This is a genomic window from Candidatus Babeliales bacterium, from assembly GCA_040879965.1.
Taxonomy (GTDB): Bacteria; Babelota; Babeliae; order Babelales; family JACPOV01; genus JBBDJI01.
Genome location: JBBDJI010000013.1, coordinates 222,244 through 241,629, shown reverse-complemented (window position 1 = coordinate 241,629; position 19,386 = coordinate 222,244). Strand labels below are relative to the sequence as shown.

Below are 19,386 nucleotides of genomic sequence, written 5' to 3'. Positions count from 1 at the left end.
CCGCATTAATACTACGCGGAACTTTTTTATTTGCCTTTTTGCGATATTCCTTTTAAGATAATCTCATTCTAAAAAAATTATTAACAAAAAGGATTATTCCATGAACAAGTATCTACTTTCAGGCATTTCATTTTTTTGTATGGCTTCAATTTCTGCAATGGAAATATCAAAAAAAAATTCGCCTCTCCTCATTCAATCGATTCAATATGATTTAAAACATGATAGTATACAATTTAATCCAATAATAAATGCCCTAGAGAACAATATTATTTCTTTTGAAGACTTTGATAATGAAGAAATTGAAAAATTATTTTCTTTAACTGATAAATCAAATCTATCAGATGCAAAAAATTTAACTTTATTAATGATTGCGGCAAAAAAAGGTAACACCAATATTGTTCAAAATATTGTTACCTACCCAAAGATCAATCAACTTAAACGCAAACATATTATCAATTTAGTTGATCCTACTAAAAAATTACCAGCACTTTTTCGAGCTCTTCATTATAATAAATTAGAATGTGCTGAACTGTTGCTTCAAAACGGTGCTCAAAACAAAGAACGTTTTTTACGACACTTTGTAAAAATATATAAGGAAGCGAATCATAAAGAAGATATTGCACGATTGGCATTACTTTTGAAATATTTTGCTAATCCAAATGAGCCGGATGAAGAAGGTTTTACGGTACTCACCCGCATCATGCAACTGAAGAATATTCAAAATAAATTACCAATTATAGAATTTTTGATAGAAAAAGGTGCAAATCTTAAAACCGAAGATAAACACGGTAAAAAAGCTAAAGATTATACTGAAAATGATGATTTAAAAGAATTATTAGAAGCTTATGAGCTATATGATTGTCGTAGACCAGAAGATTTAATAGATAAATGCGCAACTAATAACGATATAAAAACACTCAAATATTTATTTAATATTAAAACGCAAGAAGAAAAAAAAGTACTTCTTTTAACAGAAAATATACATAGCCAAATCCCTCTTACAAAAGCAGTAATAAATAAACGAAAAGAAGCAGTAGAATTTTTATTACAAGAGGCTAAATCTTTAGGAATCACGCAAAAAGTACTTTCTTATAAAAACCAATTTTGTAATTCACCATTTTTTGAGGCATTAGATCATAAATATGATAGTATCCGAGATTTATTATTATCTTTTGATGACGAACTGATAATAATAAATAAATAAACTCAAAATTTTATTAAAGCCGTTCATTTAATGGACGGCTTATTCTTTCGGACAATCATCATTTTTTGTAAATCCTTTTTCATCTTTTGTACGGCAAAACTGTGCTTGTTTAAAATTTGTTTTTTCTATTTTTGCTTTAAATAGATCCGCATCAAATAAATTAGCTCCTTCAAGGTTTGTATTAGTCAGATTCGCGTCAACTAAATCGGCTTTAGAAAGATTAGCCAAATATAGATTAGCATCTTCTAAATTAGCATTACGTAAACTTGCACTGGTTAGATTTGCTTGTGTAAGATTGGCACCCTGCAAATTTGCATTATTAAGATTAGCATTAGTAAGATCGGTTTTACTTAAATCAGCATTTTGTAGATTCGCATGCTGAAATAATGTATTTTTTAAATTTGATCCGGCAAAACAAGCACCTGATAAATTTAATTTTTGTAGCGTCGCATTTTCTAGAATAAGATTTTCACAGATAGAACCTTCTATTGTTGCTTCATGAAAATTCGCTCTCGAGAGATTTACATAATTAATATGAGCATTTTTAATTAAGGCGCCTTTTAAATCTACTTGTTGCATATCTGCTTCTTTGATGCGCACATTTTCTAATTTTGCTTTTTTTAAGCTTGCTTTTTCCATTAAGGTACGGCTCAATGTTGCATTGGTTAAATCTGCATAATCTAGTTTAGCACTGCGTAAATCTGCATCAGTTAAATTGGCATTGCGTAAATCCGCATGTTGTAGGTCAGCACCAATCAAACAAGTACCAGTTAGATTTGCATCTTTAAATTTTCCCCAAGCAAGATAGGCATTTTTTAAATCATTCCCACTTAAATTAGTCCCTTCCATACTGGCTGGACCCTTCAATAAGTTGGCCCACGCTAAATATTTTTTAAATCGTTTAAACATAGTAAACCTCTCTTTTTTCATCAAAAATTATCAAACTATAGGTAATATAAATCATGTTTCAGTATCATTGCAATGTACGTAAGAAAAAAGCCTTAATAAGGGTACAATTGTGAAATTTTATTTTATAATTTTTTCTTTATATTTTTTGCTATTTCCTCCATTTTTTTTAAATACGGTTGTAAAAGAAAATATAGATAAATCATTTGCGATATCATTTTTTACGGAACTTATTTATCGGCGTTATTACTTTGTCGCGCGTCTTGAAAAAACGGTCAACTTTATAACTACATTAAAAAATAAAATACACGGTTGCATTAAACTTGAATATATAACTCATATTGATGATATTAATCTTTTTAAACACGTTCTTATTAAAGAATCAGTTGCCAAAATGAATCAAACCAAAAGCTTAGAACCAATTATCATAACTTGGCATGATTTTAAAAATTATAAATTTTTGGAAGACGAAATTTTTCTTGATGATTTTACTAAGCTGATTTTAATTATTTCAAAAAAACTTTTTTTGCATATAATGCCTAAACAGCCAACTGATATAGAAATATTGTATGAAAAAGGGCTTAATGTCTCGAGCTTAGAGCGATTAGATTTTATTGATAACTTTATTGAAAAAGTGGATGAAATCAATGAGATATCTACGTACAAATCTTCTCCTTTTTATTTACAAAAAATAAAATCTAATTTTACAGAAGCAATTGCACAACGATTTTATTATTTGCAACGGTTAAATCCATCTCTTGATTATCTAATGAAACATATAGAAAAAAAAGAATTACGGAATCTATTGCTTGAATATAATAATAATAAATTAGATGTGTTCCATCATAAACGAATACAAGAATGTATTGGATCAATGGAAATACAGCATTCAATACATCCATTATTAATATTATGTAATGATATTAAGCAATATAAATTTTTGGAAGATCCAGCATTTATACAAGAATCAATTAAATTAATCTTTATTTTGTATAAAAATATATTTTTCGGCTTTTCAAACACAAAAAAAATTATTTCACCAGAACTTTTACAACAAATTAATACACTTTATCAAAAAATAGATCATCTTCCATTAGAAGAAATTCTCAATACTATTGACATGCTCGCTCATGAGTTACCAAATATAGTGGAACAATATGAATTAAATTCAGATCTTTCTTGGAAAGACTGGTTTCGGAAATATTGGTGGGCACCGCCAGTTATAGCTGGTATATTAAGTCTTAAAATACTATTGATTATGCAATCATATAAATTAAAAAAACAAATTTACTCAGTATCTTCATTGCCATCGATTTGAATTTCTTCATCAACAATACGAACACGCTCAATTTTAATTGCTTTTCCTGAATCAGCATCTATTTCAATCCATGCACCGGATAATACCATAGGGCCTTGCCATTCCACCGTAAATTTAACCGGCATTTGTGTTAAAAAATTTTGAATAATTGGTTCTTTTTTCATACCAATCATAGAATTCAACGCACCAGCCATGCCAAGATCACTCATAAACGCAGTACCTTTGGGCAAAATACGGTTATCTGTTGTTTGTACATGCGTATGCGTACCAACTACGGCACTAACTTTTCCATCTAAAAAAAAGCCCATACCCATTTTTTCTGAAGTAGCTTCCGCATGAAAATCTACAATAATGATATTCGTTTTTGATTTTAAATAACTCAACACTGATTCAGCCGCACGAAACGGACAACTTACATGATCGCGCATAAAAACACGACCTTGTAAATTCAATACCCCTATCGTTACCCCATTGCAATGAAAGGTTGTAACGCCCGTGCCTGGACAACTACTCGGATAATTTTCAGGGCGTAAGAGATCTTGATGACTATTAAGATATTCATAAATTTCACGATAATGCCAAATGTGATTCCCAGTTGTAATCACATCCACACCATTATGCCGATAAAACTTTACAATTCTTGAAGTAATGCCACGCCCGCGCGCGCTATTTTCACCATTTACAATAACACCATCAATGGCATATTTTTCTTTTAGATGCTTAATATGTTTTTGAAAAACAGCGCGTCCTGGTGCACCAACAATATCACCTAAACATAAAATTCGTACAGTTTTCATTATTACCTAGCATATTCAATTGAACGTTTTTCTCGAATTACATTTACCTTAATTTGTCCAGGAAATGACATTTCCTTTTCAATTTTTCGTGCAATATCTCGTGCAAGCATTGCCGCTTTTTCATCATCAAGATAATCTTCTTCAACAATGATGCGAACTTCGCGTCCTGCTTGTAGCGCAAATGATTTTTTTACGCCATCAAAGGATGTTGCTATTTCTTCTAATTTCTCTAAACGTTTAATATAAGTAGATAAGGTTTCTCTGCGAGCACCTGGTCTAGAAGCTGAAATAGTATCGGCAATCATCACAATTAAACTGTAAATTGAATTAAATGGCACTTCTTCATGATGGGCCGCAATTGCATTAACAACAATTGGATCTTCTCCACATCGCTTTGCAATATCACCACCGATTAATGCATGAGGTCCTTCTACTTCAGCGCTTACCGCTTTGCCGATATCATGTAATAATCCGGCGCGTAGTGCTAAATGACCATCAAGACCAAGCTCTTCTGCAATCATTCGAGAAAAAATACCCACTTCCTTACTATGAGCAAGCACATTTTGTGAAAAACTAGTACGGAAATAAAGTTTACCAAGTAGAGTTATGAGTTCTGGATGTAAACCCTGCAAATTGAGTTCAAGTACTACATCTTTACCAAATTCTTCTACCATCTCTTCTAATTCTTTTTCGCATTGTGCCACTGTTTCTTCAATACGAGATGGATTAATACGACCATCGGCAATTAATTTTTCCAAAGCGCGACGTGCGATTTCTCTTCGAATGGGGTTAAAACCTGAAATAGTGATAATTTCTGGCACATCACCAATAACAAATTCCATGCCAGTAGCCATTTCAAGTGCTTTAATATTTCGGCCTTCTTTACCGATAATCCTTCCCTTCATTTCTTCGTTTGGCAACTGAATAATGCCGGAAGAATGAGAAGCTACTTGATCAGCTATGTAACGCTGCATTGAGGTTACTACAATTTGAGTTGCTTTTTCTTTAGCAGTTTGACGAGTTTCCTCTTCTACTTTTTGTACCCACTTTTCACTGGCTAAACGCACTTCTGCTTCAAGTGTTTCGGCTAATTCTTTGCGGGCTTCTTCGCGTGACATACCACTTATATTTTCAAGTTTTGCAATAAGTTCATTGTATAATGATTTTATTTTCTGCTCATTGACCCGTAATTTATCGCTGGTACGTGAAATTTGGCGTTCACGCTGTTGTAATTCTTGGCCTACTTCTTCAAGCCTTTGTTCTTTTTTTTCTAGATTTTCATACTTAGAATTAATTTTATTTTGAAAGCGCTCTAATTCAAGGCGTTCGCGCTTAATTTCAAGTTCAAACTCATTTCTACGCTTGTGTATTTCATCTTTAAGCTTTAAAAGCGCTTCACGACGTTCATTTTCAATATCACGTTTTACATTTTTCCATTTCTGATTCGATTCTGCAAGCAATTGCGAGGCTGCAACGAGTTTCTTGCGTGCATAGAGTAATAATAATATACCCAGCACAACACTCACAGTTCCCACAATGCTAAATATTTCAGACAGCATCATGTTTGCCATGTTTATACCTATAATTCTTTCTAATTGTAACATATCGTTTTTAATAACATCATTCTAAATTCATAATACCATAATTATACGAAATGTGGTGTATAAAATTTAATTATATATTAGGAAAATGAGATAATGAACACATATTAGTGCCCGCGATAAGAAAGAAATAGAAAGGAAAAAAAACTTACTGAATCTCTGAATGCAGCGCCCGTTCAAAAACTTACTGAATCTCTGAATGCAGCGCCCGTTCAATGAGCAATGATAAATTTTCTTGGCCTTGCAGCATCTCTAGATATGCTTTTTCCATATTGAGAAACTTACTTGCTAATTGTAATGCAACCAAAATAATTACAGTTTTTTGCTCAATAGAACGCGTTTTGCTTGTTATTTCTTTGATATAAGATTCTATTAAAACAGCCGATTGTAAAATATGTTCTTCAGATTCATCACTACGAATAGTATATGAATTACCCAGTATTGTTACTGAGTATTTTTTTGCTTCATTTACCATGATAATTATTGTTCAATGCTTATAAATGAATCAATATTTTTAATAAGATCTTCTACTACCATTTTTGCTCGGTTTTTTTCTTCATTGAGTTCTTTTAAATCAGTTTCATTTATTTGTGCGGTAGAAGATATCGATTCTACTTTTTTTGCTAACTGTTTATTCTCTTTTGCCAACACATCATTTTCTACTTTTAGTTCTTTTACTAATGCAATAAGTTTTTCTATTTTATCTTGTAAGGCACTTAATGTTTCCATTATCTCCCCCTTTTTTTCTTATTATTATCTTTCATTAACACCCAGCTTAATGAATTATATAAACAAGAGTCAAGAAGCTGTTTGTTGTGCAAGCGCCACAAGTTGAGAAATTGCTGCTGGCTCATATATTGCCAACTGACTTAACATTTTTCTGTTCAATGTAATGTCAGCTTTTTTAAGACCACAAATAAACGTGCTATACGACATATTATGTTGCTTAGTTGCCGCACTAATTCGCGCAATAAATAAGCCACGCATATCTCGTTTTTTTAACTTACGTCCCTTAAAAGCAAATGCCATTGCACGCATTAAAGTTTCGTGTGCACGCTTAAAAACATTTTTGCGTTGACCCCAAAACCCTTTAGTTTCTTTTAAAACCTTTTTGTGTCGTTTTTTGGTGATTACACCACGTTTGATTCTTGTCATATCAATGCCTTTTGTTCAATAATATTGCCAGTTTAATTAGGTAAATAAACTCTAAAATGATTCATATCACATGCTGCTATATAGCCAGGACGACGAAGTTGTCTTTTGCGTTTACTTGTCTTTTTAGTTAACAAGTGACGACGAAATGCATGTGAAAATTTAACTAATCCACTTTTTAATTTTTTAAATCGTTTATCAGCACCGGAGTGCGTTTTCATTTTTGGCATAAGAGCTCACTTACTATTTCATTGTTTTTAATGTATAAACTCGAGACCATTGCGTTCCCGCTCTAGAATCTTTTTCATGTGCTAGATTGGTTAAGCCAAAATCTCGAAATGTTTGATCAATTCGGTCAAACATTTCATTACCCCGTTCCCTGACGGTTGCCATTTCACGACCACGAAAAACTAATGTCATCTTAACATGTTTTCCTTCGTTTAGGAACTGGATAGCCTGTTTAAGCTTAGTGTGGAAGTCATGCTCACCAATCTTAGGACGCAACTTAATCTCTTTTACCTGTACCGTTTTTTGATGCTTTTTAGCCTCAGACAGTTTTTTCTTTTTGGCATAGAGTACTTTGCCAAAATCAATAATTTTAGCTATAGGTACCGCATCTTTCCCTCGATCAGCTACTATAACTAAATCTAGATCGGCATTACGGGCCATTTTAAGTGCTTCTTCACGAGAAATAACACCAATATTTTCACCATCTGGAGTAATAACTTGTATTTTTGATGCCCTAATCTGCTCATTTATTGGTAAGCTTTTTTCATTTTTCTGATTCAAAGTAATAACTACCCTTTATTAAAAAGTTATTTTGATTCCTGTTTTTTATGCAGTGCTGCTTTTTCTTTTATATTCTCAATAATCTGGAGAGCAACATCTTTTTGCTCTTTTAGATAGCTTAAAGCTTGCTCACGACCCTGTGCTATTTTTTGGTTACCAAGCGCAAACCAAGAACCAGACTGCGTAATAATATTATAATGCAATGCTGCGTCTAAAAGGTCAAGCTCTTTTGATATACCTTCGCTGAATAATAAGTCCAATTCAACGCGCTTAAATGGGGGTGCCATTTTGTTCTTTACTACTTTAACCGCAATACGATTACCAAAATGGACATCTGCCTTTTTTAGACTAGCAATCCTACGCACATCAAGACGTAATGAGGCATAAAATTTCAAGGCATTGCCACCAGTCGTAGTCTCTTTATTGGCAAACGGCATTGAATTAATATTGTGACGAATCTGATTTATAAAAATTAGCACTGTTTTTGATTTATGGACCACTGGAGTCAATTTACGCAAAGCTTGAGACATAAGACGTGCCTGTAAACCTACATGAACGTCGCCCATGTCACCTTCAAGTTCAGCCTTTGGAACCAAAGCAGCAACAGAATCAATTACAATAATATCAACCGTACCAGATCGTACGAGCATTTCAGCAATATCAAGTGCTTGTTCCCCATAATCAGGCTGAGAGATAATAAGATCGTCAATCTTTATACCTAAATTGCCTGCATACGTGGTATCCAATGCATGTTCTGCATCAATATAGGCACAAATTCCACCCCGTTGTTGTGCTTGCGCAACGGCATGCATCGCTAATGTAGTTTTTCCAGAAGCTTCTGGGCCATATATTTCAATAATTCTACCTCGAGGAAATCCGCCGATACCAATTGCGTGGTCAATAAGTATAGAACCACTAGAAATTGATTCTACCTGCGTATTCCTTGAATCGCCAAGAAACATTACAAGGCCTTTTCCATGTTGCTTATCAATTTGTGCAAAAGTAACCTCGAGCATTTTTTTCTTGGCTAAATTGTCCTGATCGGTTTTATTAGTCATGCGATGCTTTCAGTGTATTATGTTTATCCAATTAAATCGTCAAGCGGAATTTGCTCCGTTTGCGGTTGTTCTTCAATGAATTTAATTTTAGCATTTTTAAATAAAGACGCAACAAAACCCCGAGTTGTTAGTTCTTTTTTATCCTGATAAAGGTTTTTGATGATTTCATTCTGTTTTTCTTCAAATAATGTTTTATTAAATTCTTCGATAGCTTCAATCTTAGCAAGATAGCCATCATTATTGGCGTAAGTAGATGTTATGCTGCCTTTTTTAATAGTACCATCGGCAAAAAATAATTGATTTGCAGGAATTCCCTTTTTCTCAAGAGCCTGCAATTGTTCTGTATCATCTTTTTTAAGCCAATCTACTTCTATTAATTCGGCATTATATTGATCTTTTATTTGTTTTAATGATTGATTTTTTGATACTTTTTTAGCATTTTCCATAGCAATCTTAAGCATTTCTTGTGCTTGCTTTTGATAGAAATCTTCTAAAACTTTGTTTTTTACTATTGATAACTCCGGCTCAAATGTTTTTTGTATTTCAAGTACCTTTAATAGAACTCCATTGCCTTCTTTATTTATAAAGAAAGCCCAATTATCTTTTTTTGTTTTAAATAATTTTTGTGCTAAAGAAGATTCATCAAGTGTTTTTTCTTTGATTATGTCTTTTACTCCTTGCTTGCTTTTAACAAATTTTTCAACTGCTGCTAAATTATTTTTGCTTTGATCGACCACTCGTTGTACATCTTGAGCAAATTTATTTTTAAACTTTCTTTCTAATAAAATTCGTTGAATTTCATTTTTAACTGATTCAAGTGATTTGTAAGTAGCTGGCTTGCGATCTATTCGTTGTAGAATTTCTATACCTTCTTGCGTTCTAACTAGGTCAGAAATATCACCATTATTTTTAAGACGGAATGCAGCGCGTTCAAAAACAGGATTCTTATCTCCACGCTTAAAATAACCAGTTTCCCCACCTTTAGTTACTGCTTTTTCGTCTTGAGAATATTCTTTTACTAGTTTTTCAAACTGCTCAGGGTTTTTTTCCAGCTCTTCTTTTATTTTTTGTGCTTTTGCATGAACGGCATCCATTGTTGTTTCATCAGCTTTTAATAAAATATTCCGTACATTTACTTGTACTGGATTTTCGAGAAATTTTTTCTGTTTATTTTGTTTATAATATTCTTCAATTTCCTTATCTTGAATTTTTAAGCCATATGATTCTGGATTAAATGTCCAGATTTCAGCACTTCTTTTTTCTGGAATCCAATATTTTTTATTTAATTTATTTTGTTCTTTAAAAAATGCTTCTAACTTTTGGTCTGATGGTTGTTCTTTTCTTGCTTGTGCTAAAAATTGCTCAAAAGGAAAATGTAATACACTATATTTCCGCTTCAAATAATGATCTTGGAAGTACTCACGTATTTCTTCTGGGCTTATATAAGCAGAAAGACTAACTAAATCAGTCACCATTTTTCTTTGCAAAGCTTCTTCAATACGCCGCTCAAAATCTGCCAATGATTGACCTTGGCGCTGTAAGATTATTTTTAATGCCGTAAAATCAATGGCTCCTTGTTTGGTAATTGCTTGCATAGGTACAATATCGCGCAATTCGCTAAATAAAGCTGATGGGTCTTGTAATTTTTGCATAACAAAATCTGAAAAAAGTCGTATATTTAACTTATCAGCTACTTGATTTAAAAGCTCTTCATAAAGAAGTGTTTGTAGTGCTATTGCACGGGGATTTTCAAGGCCGAGCAAACTTAATAAAGTATCAGCATATTCGCCATATTGTTGTTTAAGCAATGCGATACGCTCCATCTCCTGCATTAGTTTCTGCTCAAATTCTTTTATGGTAATATCTTGATCATTAACCAATACAATTGTTGAAGGTGCAACCCGATCTCGTTTATAAAATAATGGGGAAACGAGCAATGCGCCACCGCCCATTGATAATAAAATCATCCACAATAGTGCTTTATAGAGCTTGCTTTTGAGTATTTTTTCTCTCATTGATATCATTTTCTACCTTTACCATCTGAACATCATGAATTTTTTCAACTGTTTTTATATGATCAACCAACTTTTCTAGCTGATCTTTACTTGCTATCGGTTTTGTTACTACTTGATACCACTGTATGGTTCGATTATTTCCCAATCTTTGTATATTTTTACTTATTCGTTTTACTATGGTAGTGGTAATTCCTCTTTTTTGCAATCTATCAACAAATTGTTGTGCTGCTTTTTGTGTACCGAATCCAATAAGTTTCGCCTGATAATACTGAGAAGATTCCATTGGGATTGTCTCTTCGTTTTCTTTTTCAGGCTGGCTTTGTGCAATCGTCGGCACAATAATATCAGCACCATTATCCTTTTGTGTTAATGAAGGCTTAGGGTTTAATATTTCAGGCAAGATCATATTACATTGGTTAGCAAGCAAATCTTGTTGTAAATTAGTATTTATCTGCTCCATTGCTTTTCGTTTTCCAAAAAAATAACCGGTCATGAATATACCGAAAAAGCACCCAATTAAAAGGGTAACCAATCTACTTGCTTGAATGCGATTTACAAGCATAATATCGTTATCATTGCAATGACAACTTGTTTTATCATATTTATTCATTTATGCATCCTTAAAAAACCACTGTTTTATTTCTTGCATCATCAGTATATATTTTTCCTCTTGTTCATTATTTGTCAAACACAAAGATTTAATTTTTACATTATATTCTTGTTTTGCTAAAGGGGTTAATTTGCGTTTAAGCATCTGCCAAAAAGTTATTTGTCTTTTGGCATAATTGCGTGTTTTTTGTGCAATCGTTGCAATAAGTGTATTTATACTTGCATGATTATTTTTTTGCGCAAGATAATAAAGAATATCATCATAGCCAATAATTTTTTTATGTTGTAAAAATGATTCCCATTCGGTACCTTCTAGTGCGGCTACTTCTTCTATCCAACCAACCTGAATCATTTGTTTTACTCGTTCATTAATTCGATTATAAAGTTCAAAACGTTCTCGGTTTAAAAATAAAAGAAAATATGGTGCAAGTGGTTCATACTGCGGTTTATATTCTGAAGGCTTTATATTAGTTTGTTCCCAAATGGTAAGTGCACGCTTAATGCGATAGGTATCATGGGGATGGATTTCTGAAGCGCGTTGTGGATCTATTTTTTTGAGCATCTCCCACAATTGCTTATCGCTATATTGATCAAATGAACTCATATTCTTATTTTCTAATGCTTCGCTTTGTGGCGGAAAAAAAAGAGAATTGATATAAAAAGTACTGCCGCCCACTATAATTGGCAATGCATTTCTGTCCCATATTTTTAAAATGAGACCATGCACTAAAGAACGATATTCGGTAACAGTAATATTTCTTGGCTTATCAATAATATCAAATAAATAATGAGGCACATCGCTGCTTTGCCATGCAGGTTTTGCAGTACCAATAGAAAGTGGCGTATAAAATTGACCAACGTCAGCATTAATAATTTCTCCATTCATTAAGCGTGCTAACTTTAATGCAAAATCACTTTTGCCAACGCCGGTTGGTCCATATATTACCAGTATTTTTTTTCCCATGAATTATTACAAAGCTTTCTGCATAACCATTGAAGCTCCTTGATGAGGATTAAAAATTGATCTGAGATATTCGACTGCTTTTTCTGGTCCAAATTTTTTTACTAAAGCTATCTCTTCAACTAGTAGTGATTCGGTTTGCTGCAGTAAACTTTTTTCGCAAAATGAAAGTTCCTTGTATTGTTCAATATGTTTTAATTCACGATAAATTTCTGAAATATCTTTAAGCTTGCCGGTCCGCAGTTTTGATTGGTACTCTTTATTTCGCTGCTTCCAATTAATGATAACTTCAGAAGATTTAATTTTTTTCACTGATTGTGCAAGAAAAGAGAAAATATCGTTAATACTATCGCTTGAGCTAAGCGGTCGTACACCGATCGTAGAGGAACCGGTTGTTGGTATTAAAATAGTCATATCTTTGTTGATAAATTTTAATTCATAAAATGTTGTTACTTGTCCACCAATTACTTTTTTAATAACCTGATTAATGTGTGCGACACCATGCCCAGGGTAAACAACTCTATCACCAAGATTGAACATAGGGAATTCCTTTTTTTTAAGCCCATGACAACCTACATCAACAGAACTTTTACCTGTACCATTTAAGTATAACATAATGTCAAAAACTTTGTAATTTATAAACATAATAATATGAAAAACATTTCCTGTTCGGCCAAATAAAAATTGCCAATATTTTTGCTTTTTTTAAAAACAAAAATAAAACACTCAATGTTCAAGCCCCAATAATTGAAACTTGCCAAGACGAACCGAATTTATGCTTATTTTAATTTACCATCACAATGTTATCCTGTTTGATAATTTTGCAATAAAATATTTTTATATGATGAACAAGAAATATTAAAAAGCAAAAATCTATCGACTATACTTCTTGGTCAATTGAACTACACTAAACAACATGAATACGCAACAAATTTTTTACCAATTTAATACCAGTATTAATTGGAACGGTTTTTTTTATATCGCACAAAAAATTAGTTATACATTTTTAACTTTTATATTATATCGCACTCTTACCTCAACAGAATTTGCCGCATGGGCAAATATTAATAGTATCATCTTTCTTATCTTGTTATGGATAGATTTTGGTTTCAGAAAATCAGTCCCTCGCTATATTCCTGAGTTTGCAAAAAATAAAACCGCTCATCAGAATTTTATAATTGCCATCCTACTTACCCAAACTTGTTTAATTATAATAATGATACCAATATTAAACATTGCAACCAATTATTCGGGAGCACTCCTAAACCTAAGCATAAATATGCACATTTCTGCTATTAGCATATCAATGCTTTTTGCTGCTGAAGGGATCTTGGCCATATTACGTCTTATCTTTCATGCACATTTTTGGCAAAAACAATTTAATAGTATCAATGCATTTTTTCTTATGATAGAAACATTGAGCAGTTTCATAGCGATCCATTACTATAGCGGCAACGCCCTTTTAAATAGTATTATCACTAATAAAATAGGCGCAAGTCTCGCAACTATAATTTTTTCATTATTTCGGTTGCCACATTTATATAAACAAATAATGCCACAAACAGAAGTTCCTATCCCTTCAAAGCTTTTAAGTAAACAGTTTGTAATCCATTCAGCAGTGATGTGGATAAATACGGCATTAAGAAGTTTGTCTGAACGTAATTTTATGATTCCGATTATTACCTATAATATGGGCCCAGAAATGGCTGGTATGTATAAAATTGCCAATGATGGTGCATTAGTATTTCAGCGTATAATTATAAAAACTATTGGTACGAGCGATACTTCACTCCTTGCTCACATATATACTTTGCCTAACAAGACAAAACTTATGGAGATTGCCTTCGAAAAATTAACGACGAAGGTTGCTTCGCTCTGCTTTCCATTTTTTGGTTTATTTATATTGTTTGCGTATTTTATTATGAATCATATAAACGACCATGTGATTATCAAATTATTTTGTATCATTACAGGAAGTTACCTTTTAGAAATTATGTTGCTGGCTTATGAGCGACTGCTTGAAGTAGAACGATCGTATCGCTTTTTAATGGCTGTTTATATTACTTATGCAATTATGTTCTTTTTTATATTATGGTTTAATAAGAGAGCGTTAATTGGTTTTATAGAAACTATTGCGCTCGTGAGTATCGTACGATTGGTTAGTTTATTAATAATGTATTATACCGTTTATCGCACGTATCATTTTACCAGTAAATTGCAGGATGTTATTCCTATCGCAATAAGAACAAGTTTACTTGTTTTTATTTTTTATTTCATCACCACAAAGGTTCCTCTAGCTCATAGTTTTTCCATATGGTTCTTAAGAGTAGTAATGAATTATTAAATTCCTTATTTCCTTACTTATTTTTCTTTTCTTGTTTGTCTTTTCCTTACTCTTAACTTTTATTTATTCTTATACTGTCTTATAATCTTTGTATACTCTTACTCTTTATTTCTTTACTCTTCATTTCCTCCCCCCATGTCTTTTCTTCTTTGTATAACTTCGAGAGCATTAACTTCGTAGTATGCACGTAGTCAAGACCAGCACCCCAATAAAAGTCGATTATGCTCGTAATAAAACTTAATTCATCATAAAAAATGATAGCGCGTATGGGGTGATGGGTGAAGACGGAGTGGAGTGTCCCTGCGCCGCATACGCGCGTAGCCGCCTAAAATAATTATTCTAACAAATATCTAAAAAGGCCAAGCTGTTTTTTGACATTAGCTATGGAATTATGCGACATTGTTCCATTCATTATGAATATCTAAAGGTAGCTGCATTAAGAAATATGAGCAAACCACACTAAGATAATTTGTATATTTCAATGAAATAAAACAACCAAAAAAGCCTAGTTTAGGGGGAAATTATTAATAATTAAAAGTAATCATTTTTAATCGAAAAATAAAAACGAAGCAATCTATTCAGATTATACCGTAAATCATGGTATAATCATAAATAAAGAAAATAGCATTATTTATTTGCTAAATAAAAAAGGAGATATTATGAAGGATTTTAGAATAAAGCTCTTTACTGCCATATTAACAATCTCATCGCAATTGAGTTTTGGCCAGGCACCACCTACAACGCGAATGCCAATCACACCATCCGCTAGCATTCAAAATTTAGAAAATAATACAAATCAGGACTTAATGCTTAGAGTTGGTAACACAACATATGATATTAAAGCAGGAAAAAGGCTAGAAAAAAATATATATCTCGATTTAAAAATCTTGAAAGATTTTCCTGGACAATATAAAACTTATTATGATTTAGCAAAAATTTTTCAAATTTCAAATCCTAAAACTAATCAAAGATATCTATTGGGTTTAGGAGTAAGCAAATCTATTAAATTTGGCTTAGCAAATTTACAGGTAAATGCATCATTGGCAAAAGGAGGCCAAACTATTGTCAGCGATACCTTTATTCATAAACTAAAAATTTCCAAGGTTACCGATTTTTATAAAATAGACGATCATTATGTCATAGATCTTCGTTTGTTCGGAGAAAATCTCGAAAATTCAGAAATAGATATTTCAGCCGGAATCACTACAAATGGACTTTCTAGTGAATAAGAACCCAAAATAGAAGAAGCAAAATAAAATAATCATTTTTTAATCGAAAAATAAAAACGAAGCAATCTATTCAGATTATGCCGTAAATAATGGCATAATCATAAATAAAGGAAATGGCATTATTTATTTGCTAAATAAAAAAGGGTATATATATTATGAAGAATTTTAAAATAAAGCTCATTACTACCATACTAACAATCTCATCGCAATTAAGTTTTGGCCAAGTTGAGTTTACGATACCAAAAGCAAAAATTGCAAAAATAGAAAATAAAACTGATCAAACTTTTACATTGCATGTTGGTGATAAACTATTTCCTTTACCACCAGAAGAATCTCAGGAAAATATAAATCTCCCAATGAAAGTACTTAGCACGTATCGCCAAGCAGTCAAATATTCTTTAGCACAAGAAATTAAGATCTTTAATTTTACATCAAAAGAAACATATCGATTATTTTTCATAGTAGACAAATATCCTGATAAACAATTATTTCCTGACGCAGTCCTTGCGCGCGCAATAACTATTACTATCCCAGAGTACTATCGCCCAGATCATCGAAAGAAAGAAGTTCCTTCTACGCAAGCATTTAAACAGGATAGAAAATCACTTAAAACATCATCTAATAACTATCAAGATTACCACGACATAACACTCATTCTAGAAGGTGCAAAACTTAAAAATTCAAAAATTAGTGTCCATACGCAAATTAAGGAAATAAAATGAAGTTAAAATCAATTGCACTGCTCATATTAGCATGCGCATCACAACTATGCTTCGGCCAAGCGGTAAAAATTGCAAAAATAGAAAACAAAACTGGTCAAAACTTTATATTGCATATTGGCCAAAAGCAATATAATGTATCTGCGGGAAAAACTCTAGAAGATATTGACCTTGGTAAACTAAAAAAAACTGGCGAATCAAAAAGAAAATCCAAGGTTCCAGAATGGGGCCTCGATCGCCGTGGTAAAGTGATAAAAGTTGGAGAAAGAGAAGAAGAGTACGTCATTCTGAATTATGGCTTGACGCACGAAGTTAAATTCGTTAACACTAATTCTGAAAAAGAATATCCTTTATCATCAAACATTGAAATGGTTCAGGTATATTTTCCGCTGTTAGTAGTTAATTTATCTTTCGCAGGCAAAAGATATCAAAAAAAATTGACTCCACAGTTCGTTTATTATATAGAATTATCAATAACTTTGGCAGGTAAAAATCTTGAACAATCAAAGATAAATATTGAGTTAAAAAAACAACAATAAAATTCACACAATATTATTGCTAAAAACCGGCTAGTGGTTCAATTTTTTTTCAAAGTTTTAGTTACATCAAACTAGAAATCTGAGCGTATCTCACTCAAATAATTTACAATTTTGCTTGACATTTTCTGACATTACATTTATATAATAAATAAAGATAAATTAATTAAGATAGTAACATCTATCATCGTAGCAGTCCAGAAAGGATATTCATGAAAAAAATTATTGGCATCGATTTGGGGACAACAAACTCAGTTGTGTCTTTTATGGAAGGTGGCAATTCAAAAGTTATCCTGAGCAAAGAAGGCACAAATACTATTCCCTCAATCGTTGCATTCACTAAAGATGGCAAACGCCTAGTAGGCCATATCGCAAAACGCCAAGCAGTCACTAATCCAGAAAATACCATATATTCTGCTAAACGCTTCGTTGGCCGCAAATATGATGAAATGATTAATGAAATCAAAAATATGCCATATAAAATAGTTAAGCGTGCAAATGGCGATATCAGTATTATGGCACAAGGCAAAGAATATTCACCGCAAGAAATATCAGCAGCAATATTAAGTTTAATTAAACAGACGGCAGAAGAATACCTTGGCGGCAAAATTACTGAAGCGGTTATTACTGTCCCTGCGCATTTTAATGATGCACAACGTCAAGCAACTAAGGATGCAGGCAAAATTGCAGGATTAGAAGTTAAACGAATTATCAATGAGCCAACCGCAGCAGCACTTGCATATGGATTAGATAAAAAGAAAAGCGGAACTATTGCCGTATTCGATTTTGGTGGCGGCACCTTTGATATCTCAATCTTAGATATTAGCGACGGCGTTATTGAAGTAAAGTCAACCAATGGCGATACACATCTAGGTGGTGACGATATTGATCAAAAACTTATCGATTATTTAGTTGATGAATTCAAAAAAGAACAAGGCATTGACTTACGCAATGATAAAATGGCTTTGCAGCGTCTAAAAGAAGCGGCAGAAAAAGCAAAAAAAGAACTTTCAGTTATTGAAGAAACTGAGATAAATTTGCCATATATCACTGCTGATGCAACTGGCCCTAAGCATTTAAATATAAAAATATCTCGATCAAAACTTGAATCATTATGCTCAGATTTATTTAAACGTTTGCTAGAACCATGTAAACAAGCCATGGCCGATGCAAAAATTTCAAAAGACAAAATTGATGAAGTTATTTTAGTTGGCGGTTCTACCCGGATGCCAAAAGTACAGCAATTAGTAAAAGACTTTTTTGGCAAAGAGCCCAATAAATCGGTAAATCCCGACGAGGTAGTTTCTGTTGGCGCTGCAATTCAAGGTGGTGTACTTGCCGGCGAAGTAACCGATGTTTTACTTCTTGATGTTACTCCTCTTTCATTAGGTATCGAAACTCTTGGTGGCGTTGTAACTAAATTGATTGAGAGAAACACCACTATTCCTACACGCAAATCGCAAGTATTCTCTACTGCAGAAAATAATCAAACTGCCGTAGATATTCGAGTATTTCAAGGAGAACGTGAATTTGCTAAAGATAACAAAATGCTTGGCCAATTCCGCCTTGAAGGATTACCACCAGCACCGCGTGGCGTTCCACAAGTTGAAGTAGCTTTTGATATCGATGCAAATGGTATTGTAAATGTATCGGCAAAAGATAAAGCAACCGGAAAAGAACAACAGATTACTATCACTTCAGGTGGCGGTTTATCGAAGGAAGAAATTGATCGCATGGTCAATGAAGCTAAATCACACGAACAAGAAGATAAACAAGCGCGAGAATTAATCGAAAAACGCAATCGCCTTGATGGTTCGATTCTTGAAATCGAAAAATCGCTTACTGAAAATAAAGATAAATTAGCTGAAACTGACGTTCAAAATGTCCAACAAGCAATTGAAAAAGCAAAAACTGCATTAAAAGAACATGAAAGCAATGCTGAAGAGCTTGAAAAAGCAACTAATGAGTTGAGCCAAACCTGGTATAAAGTAGCAGAAAATCTATATAAACAATCAGGCACTCCAGGAGCAGAACAGGCCTCTCAAGAGCAACAACCAGATGAATCAAAAGATAAATCCGGCCAAGGACCTATAGATACTGATATTAGCTAAAAATAATTCAAAGAGGGCGCGAAATATACGCGCCCTT

General features: G+C 32.9%; 20 protein-coding genes. 7 read left to right on the top strand and 13 right to left on the bottom strand.

Translation table 11 applies throughout. The annotated features are described in order from the left end of the window. The first annotated feature begins 100 nt into the window (after positions 1-100). Positions 101-1,204, top strand: a complete 1,104-nt coding sequence (locus WDZ41_04860; GenBank protein ID MEX0940664.1) for an ankyrin repeat domain-containing protein — start codon at positions 101-103, stop codon at positions 1,202-1,204. Between the two features lie 39 nt (positions 1,205-1,243). Here WDZ41_04860 and WDZ41_04855 read toward each other — a convergent pair whose 3' ends face one another. Further along, entirely contained in the window at positions 1,244-2,113 is an 870-nt protein-coding gene (locus tag WDZ41_04855) for a pentapeptide repeat-containing protein (protein ID MEX0940663.1), read from the bottom strand. 109 nt (positions 2,114-2,222) lie between these two features. On the opposite strand from WDZ41_04855, the gene WDZ41_04850 reads away from it, so the two are divergent. Then, on the top strand, positions 2,223-3,428 hold the full coding sequence (locus WDZ41_04850) for a hypothetical protein (protein MEX0940662.1): 1,206 nt from the start codon (positions 2,223-2,225) through the stop codon (positions 3,426-3,428). On the opposite strand, the gene WDZ41_04845 is transcribed toward WDZ41_04850, so the two are convergent. The 12 genes from WDZ41_04845 to WDZ41_04790 form a co-directional block, all read right to left on the bottom strand. Next, positions 3,398-4,225, bottom strand: a complete 828-nt coding sequence (locus tag WDZ41_04845) for a TIGR00282 family metallophosphoesterase (GenBank protein ID MEX0940661.1) — start codon at positions 4,223-4,225, stop codon at positions 3,398-3,400. The two genes, WDZ41_04850 and WDZ41_04845, sit on opposite strands and share 31 nt — an antisense overlap. A 2-nt stretch (positions 4,226-4,227) precedes the next feature. Then, positions 4,228-5,796 (bottom strand): ribonuclease Y, encoded by a 1,569-nt coding sequence (gene rny, locus WDZ41_04840; GenBank protein MEX0940660.1) that lies wholly within the window; start codon positions 5,794-5,796, stop codon positions 4,228-4,230. A 214-nt stretch (positions 5,797-6,010) separates the two neighbouring features. Next, the gene (locus WDZ41_04835) at positions 6,011-6,301 is read right to left on the bottom strand and encodes a cell division protein ZapA (protein MEX0940659.1); all 291 of its coding nucleotides are present in this window, start codon (positions 6,299-6,301) and stop codon (positions 6,011-6,013) included. Between the two features lie 5 nt (positions 6,302-6,306). Further along, a complete protein-coding gene (locus WDZ41_04830; protein ID MEX0940658.1) occupies positions 6,307-6,555 on the bottom strand; it encodes a hypothetical protein in 249 nt (82 codons plus the stop codon). A gap of 69 nt (positions 6,556-6,624) precedes the next feature. Continuing rightward, complete coding sequence (gene rplT / locus WDZ41_04825; GenBank protein MEX0940657.1) at positions 6,625-6,981, bottom strand: 50S ribosomal protein L20; 357 nt, start codon at positions 6,979-6,981, stop codon at positions 6,625-6,627. Positions 6,982-7,013: 32 nt separating this feature from the next. Continuing rightward, positions 7,014-7,208, bottom strand: coding sequence for a 50S ribosomal protein L35 (gene rpmI, locus WDZ41_04820; GenBank protein ID MEX0940656.1), 195 nt, complete (start codon positions 7,206-7,208; stop codon positions 7,014-7,016). A 13-nt stretch (positions 7,209-7,221) separates the two neighbouring features. Beyond that, the gene (gene infC / locus WDZ41_04815; protein ID MEX0940655.1) at positions 7,222-7,767 is read right to left on the bottom strand and encodes a translation initiation factor IF-3; all 546 of its coding nucleotides are present in this window, start codon (positions 7,765-7,767) and stop codon (positions 7,222-7,224) included. Positions 7,768-7,793: 26 nt separating this feature from the next. Beyond that, positions 7,794-8,825, bottom strand: coding sequence for a recombinase RecA (gene recA, locus WDZ41_04810; GenBank protein MEX0940654.1), 1,032 nt, complete (start codon positions 8,823-8,825; stop codon positions 7,794-7,796). A gap of 23 nt (positions 8,826-8,848) precedes the next feature. After that, positions 8,849-10,849, bottom strand: coding sequence for a peptidylprolyl isomerase (locus WDZ41_04805; GenBank protein ID MEX0940653.1), 2,001 nt, complete (start codon positions 10,847-10,849; stop codon positions 8,849-8,851). Next, positions 10,806-11,450, bottom strand: coding sequence for a hypothetical protein (locus WDZ41_04800; GenBank protein ID MEX0940652.1), 645 nt, complete (start codon positions 11,448-11,450; stop codon positions 10,806-10,808). Before WDZ41_04800 ends, WDZ41_04805 begins: the two co-directional genes overlap by 44 nt. After that, positions 11,451-12,413, bottom strand: coding sequence for a tRNA (adenosine(37)-N6)-dimethylallyltransferase MiaA (gene miaA, locus WDZ41_04795; protein MEX0940651.1), 963 nt, complete (start codon positions 12,411-12,413; stop codon positions 11,451-11,453). It abuts the gene before it with no gap. Between the two features lie 6 nt (positions 12,414-12,419). After that, positions 12,420-13,055: a CarD family transcriptional regulator gene (locus tag WDZ41_04790; protein ID MEX0940650.1), complete on the bottom strand. Its 636-nt coding sequence runs from the start codon at positions 13,053-13,055 to the stop codon at positions 12,420-12,422. A 271-nt stretch (positions 13,056-13,326) separates the two neighbouring features. Here WDZ41_04790 and WDZ41_04785 point away from each other — a divergent pair, with 271 nt between their 5' ends. From WDZ41_04785 to dnaK, 5 genes are all read left to right on the top strand, one after another. After that, positions 13,327-14,754, top strand: a complete 1,428-nt coding sequence (locus WDZ41_04785) for an oligosaccharide flippase family protein (protein MEX0940649.1) — start codon at positions 13,327-13,329, stop codon at positions 14,752-14,754. A 659-nt stretch (positions 14,755-15,413) separates the two neighbouring features. Beyond that, the gene (locus WDZ41_04780; protein ID MEX0940648.1) at positions 15,414-15,983 is read left to right on the top strand and encodes a hypothetical protein; all 570 of its coding nucleotides are present in this window, start codon (positions 15,414-15,416) and stop codon (positions 15,981-15,983) included. Positions 15,984-16,138: 155 nt separating this feature from the next. After that, positions 16,139-16,705: a hypothetical protein gene (locus WDZ41_04775; GenBank protein ID MEX0940647.1), complete on the top strand. Its 567-nt coding sequence runs from the start codon at positions 16,139-16,141 to the stop codon at positions 16,703-16,705. Then, entirely contained in the window at positions 16,702-17,241 is a 540-nt protein-coding gene (locus WDZ41_04770) for a hypothetical protein (protein ID MEX0940646.1), read from the top strand. Before WDZ41_04775 ends, WDZ41_04770 begins: the two co-directional genes overlap by 4 nt. A 209-nt stretch (positions 17,242-17,450) precedes the next feature. Further along, positions 17,451-19,349: a molecular chaperone DnaK gene (gene dnaK / locus WDZ41_04765; protein ID MEX0940645.1), complete on the top strand. Its 1,899-nt coding sequence runs from the start codon at positions 17,451-17,453 to the stop codon at positions 19,347-19,349. The last annotated feature ends 37 nt before the right edge of the window (positions 19,350-19,386 follow it).

Excerpts from the sequence above, each read along its gene's own strand:
- WDZ41_04855 (MEX0940663.1), bottom strand. The coding sequence starts at position 2,113 with ATGTTTAAACGATTTAAAAAATATTTAGCGTGGGCCAACTTATTGAAG.
- dnaK (MEX0940645.1), top strand. The coding sequence starts at position 17,451 with ATGAAAAAAATTATTGGCATCGATTTGGGGACAACAAACTCAGTTGTG.
- rpmI (MEX0940656.1), bottom strand. The coding sequence starts at position 7,208 with ATGCCAAAAATGAAAACGCACTCCGGTGCTGATAAACGATTTAAAAAA.
- recA (MEX0940654.1), bottom strand. The coding sequence starts at position 8,825 with ATGACTAATAAAACCGATCAGGACAATTTAGCCAAGAAAAAAATGCTC.
- WDZ41_04845 (MEX0940661.1), bottom strand. The coding sequence starts at position 4,225 with ATGAAAACTGTACGAATTTTATGTTTAGGTGATATTGTTGGTGCACCA.
- WDZ41_04800 (MEX0940652.1), bottom strand. The coding sequence starts at position 11,450 with ATGAATAAATATGATAAAACAAGTTGTCATTGCAATGATAACGATATT.
- WDZ41_04830 (MEX0940658.1), bottom strand. The coding sequence starts at position 6,555 with ATGGAAACATTAAGTGCCTTACAAGATAAAATAGAAAAACTTATTGCA.
- WDZ41_04770 (MEX0940646.1), top strand. The coding sequence starts at position 16,702 with ATGAAGTTAAAATCAATTGCACTGCTCATATTAGCATGCGCATCACAA.
- WDZ41_04835 (MEX0940659.1), bottom strand. The coding sequence starts at position 6,301 with ATGGTAAATGAAGCAAAAAAATACTCAGTAACAATACTGGGTAATTCA.
- WDZ41_04805 (MEX0940653.1), bottom strand. The coding sequence starts at position 10,849 with ATGATATCAATGAGAGAAAAAATACTCAAAAGCAAGCTCTATAAAGCA.
- WDZ41_04860 (MEX0940664.1), top strand. The coding sequence starts at position 101 with ATGAACAAGTATCTACTTTCAGGCATTTCATTTTTTTGTATGGCTTCA.
- WDZ41_04775 (MEX0940647.1), top strand. The coding sequence starts at position 16,139 with ATGAAGAATTTTAAAATAAAGCTCATTACTACCATACTAACAATCTCA.
- WDZ41_04790 (MEX0940650.1), bottom strand. The coding sequence starts at position 13,055 with ATGTTTATAAATTACAAAGTTTTTGACATTATGTTATACTTAAATGGT.
- WDZ41_04785 (MEX0940649.1), top strand. The coding sequence starts at position 13,327 with ATGAATACGCAACAAATTTTTTACCAATTTAATACCAGTATTAATTGG.
- rny (MEX0940660.1), bottom strand. The coding sequence starts at position 5,796 with ATGGCAAACATGATGCTGTCTGAAATATTTAGCATTGTGGGAACTGTG.
- WDZ41_04780 (MEX0940648.1), top strand. The coding sequence starts at position 15,414 with ATGAAGGATTTTAGAATAAAGCTCTTTACTGCCATATTAACAATCTCA.
- miaA (MEX0940651.1), bottom strand. The coding sequence starts at position 12,413 with ATGGGAAAAAAAATACTGGTAATATATGGACCAACCGGCGTTGGCAAA.
- rplT (MEX0940657.1), bottom strand. The coding sequence starts at position 6,981 with ATGACAAGAATCAAACGTGGTGTAATCACCAAAAAACGACACAAAAAG.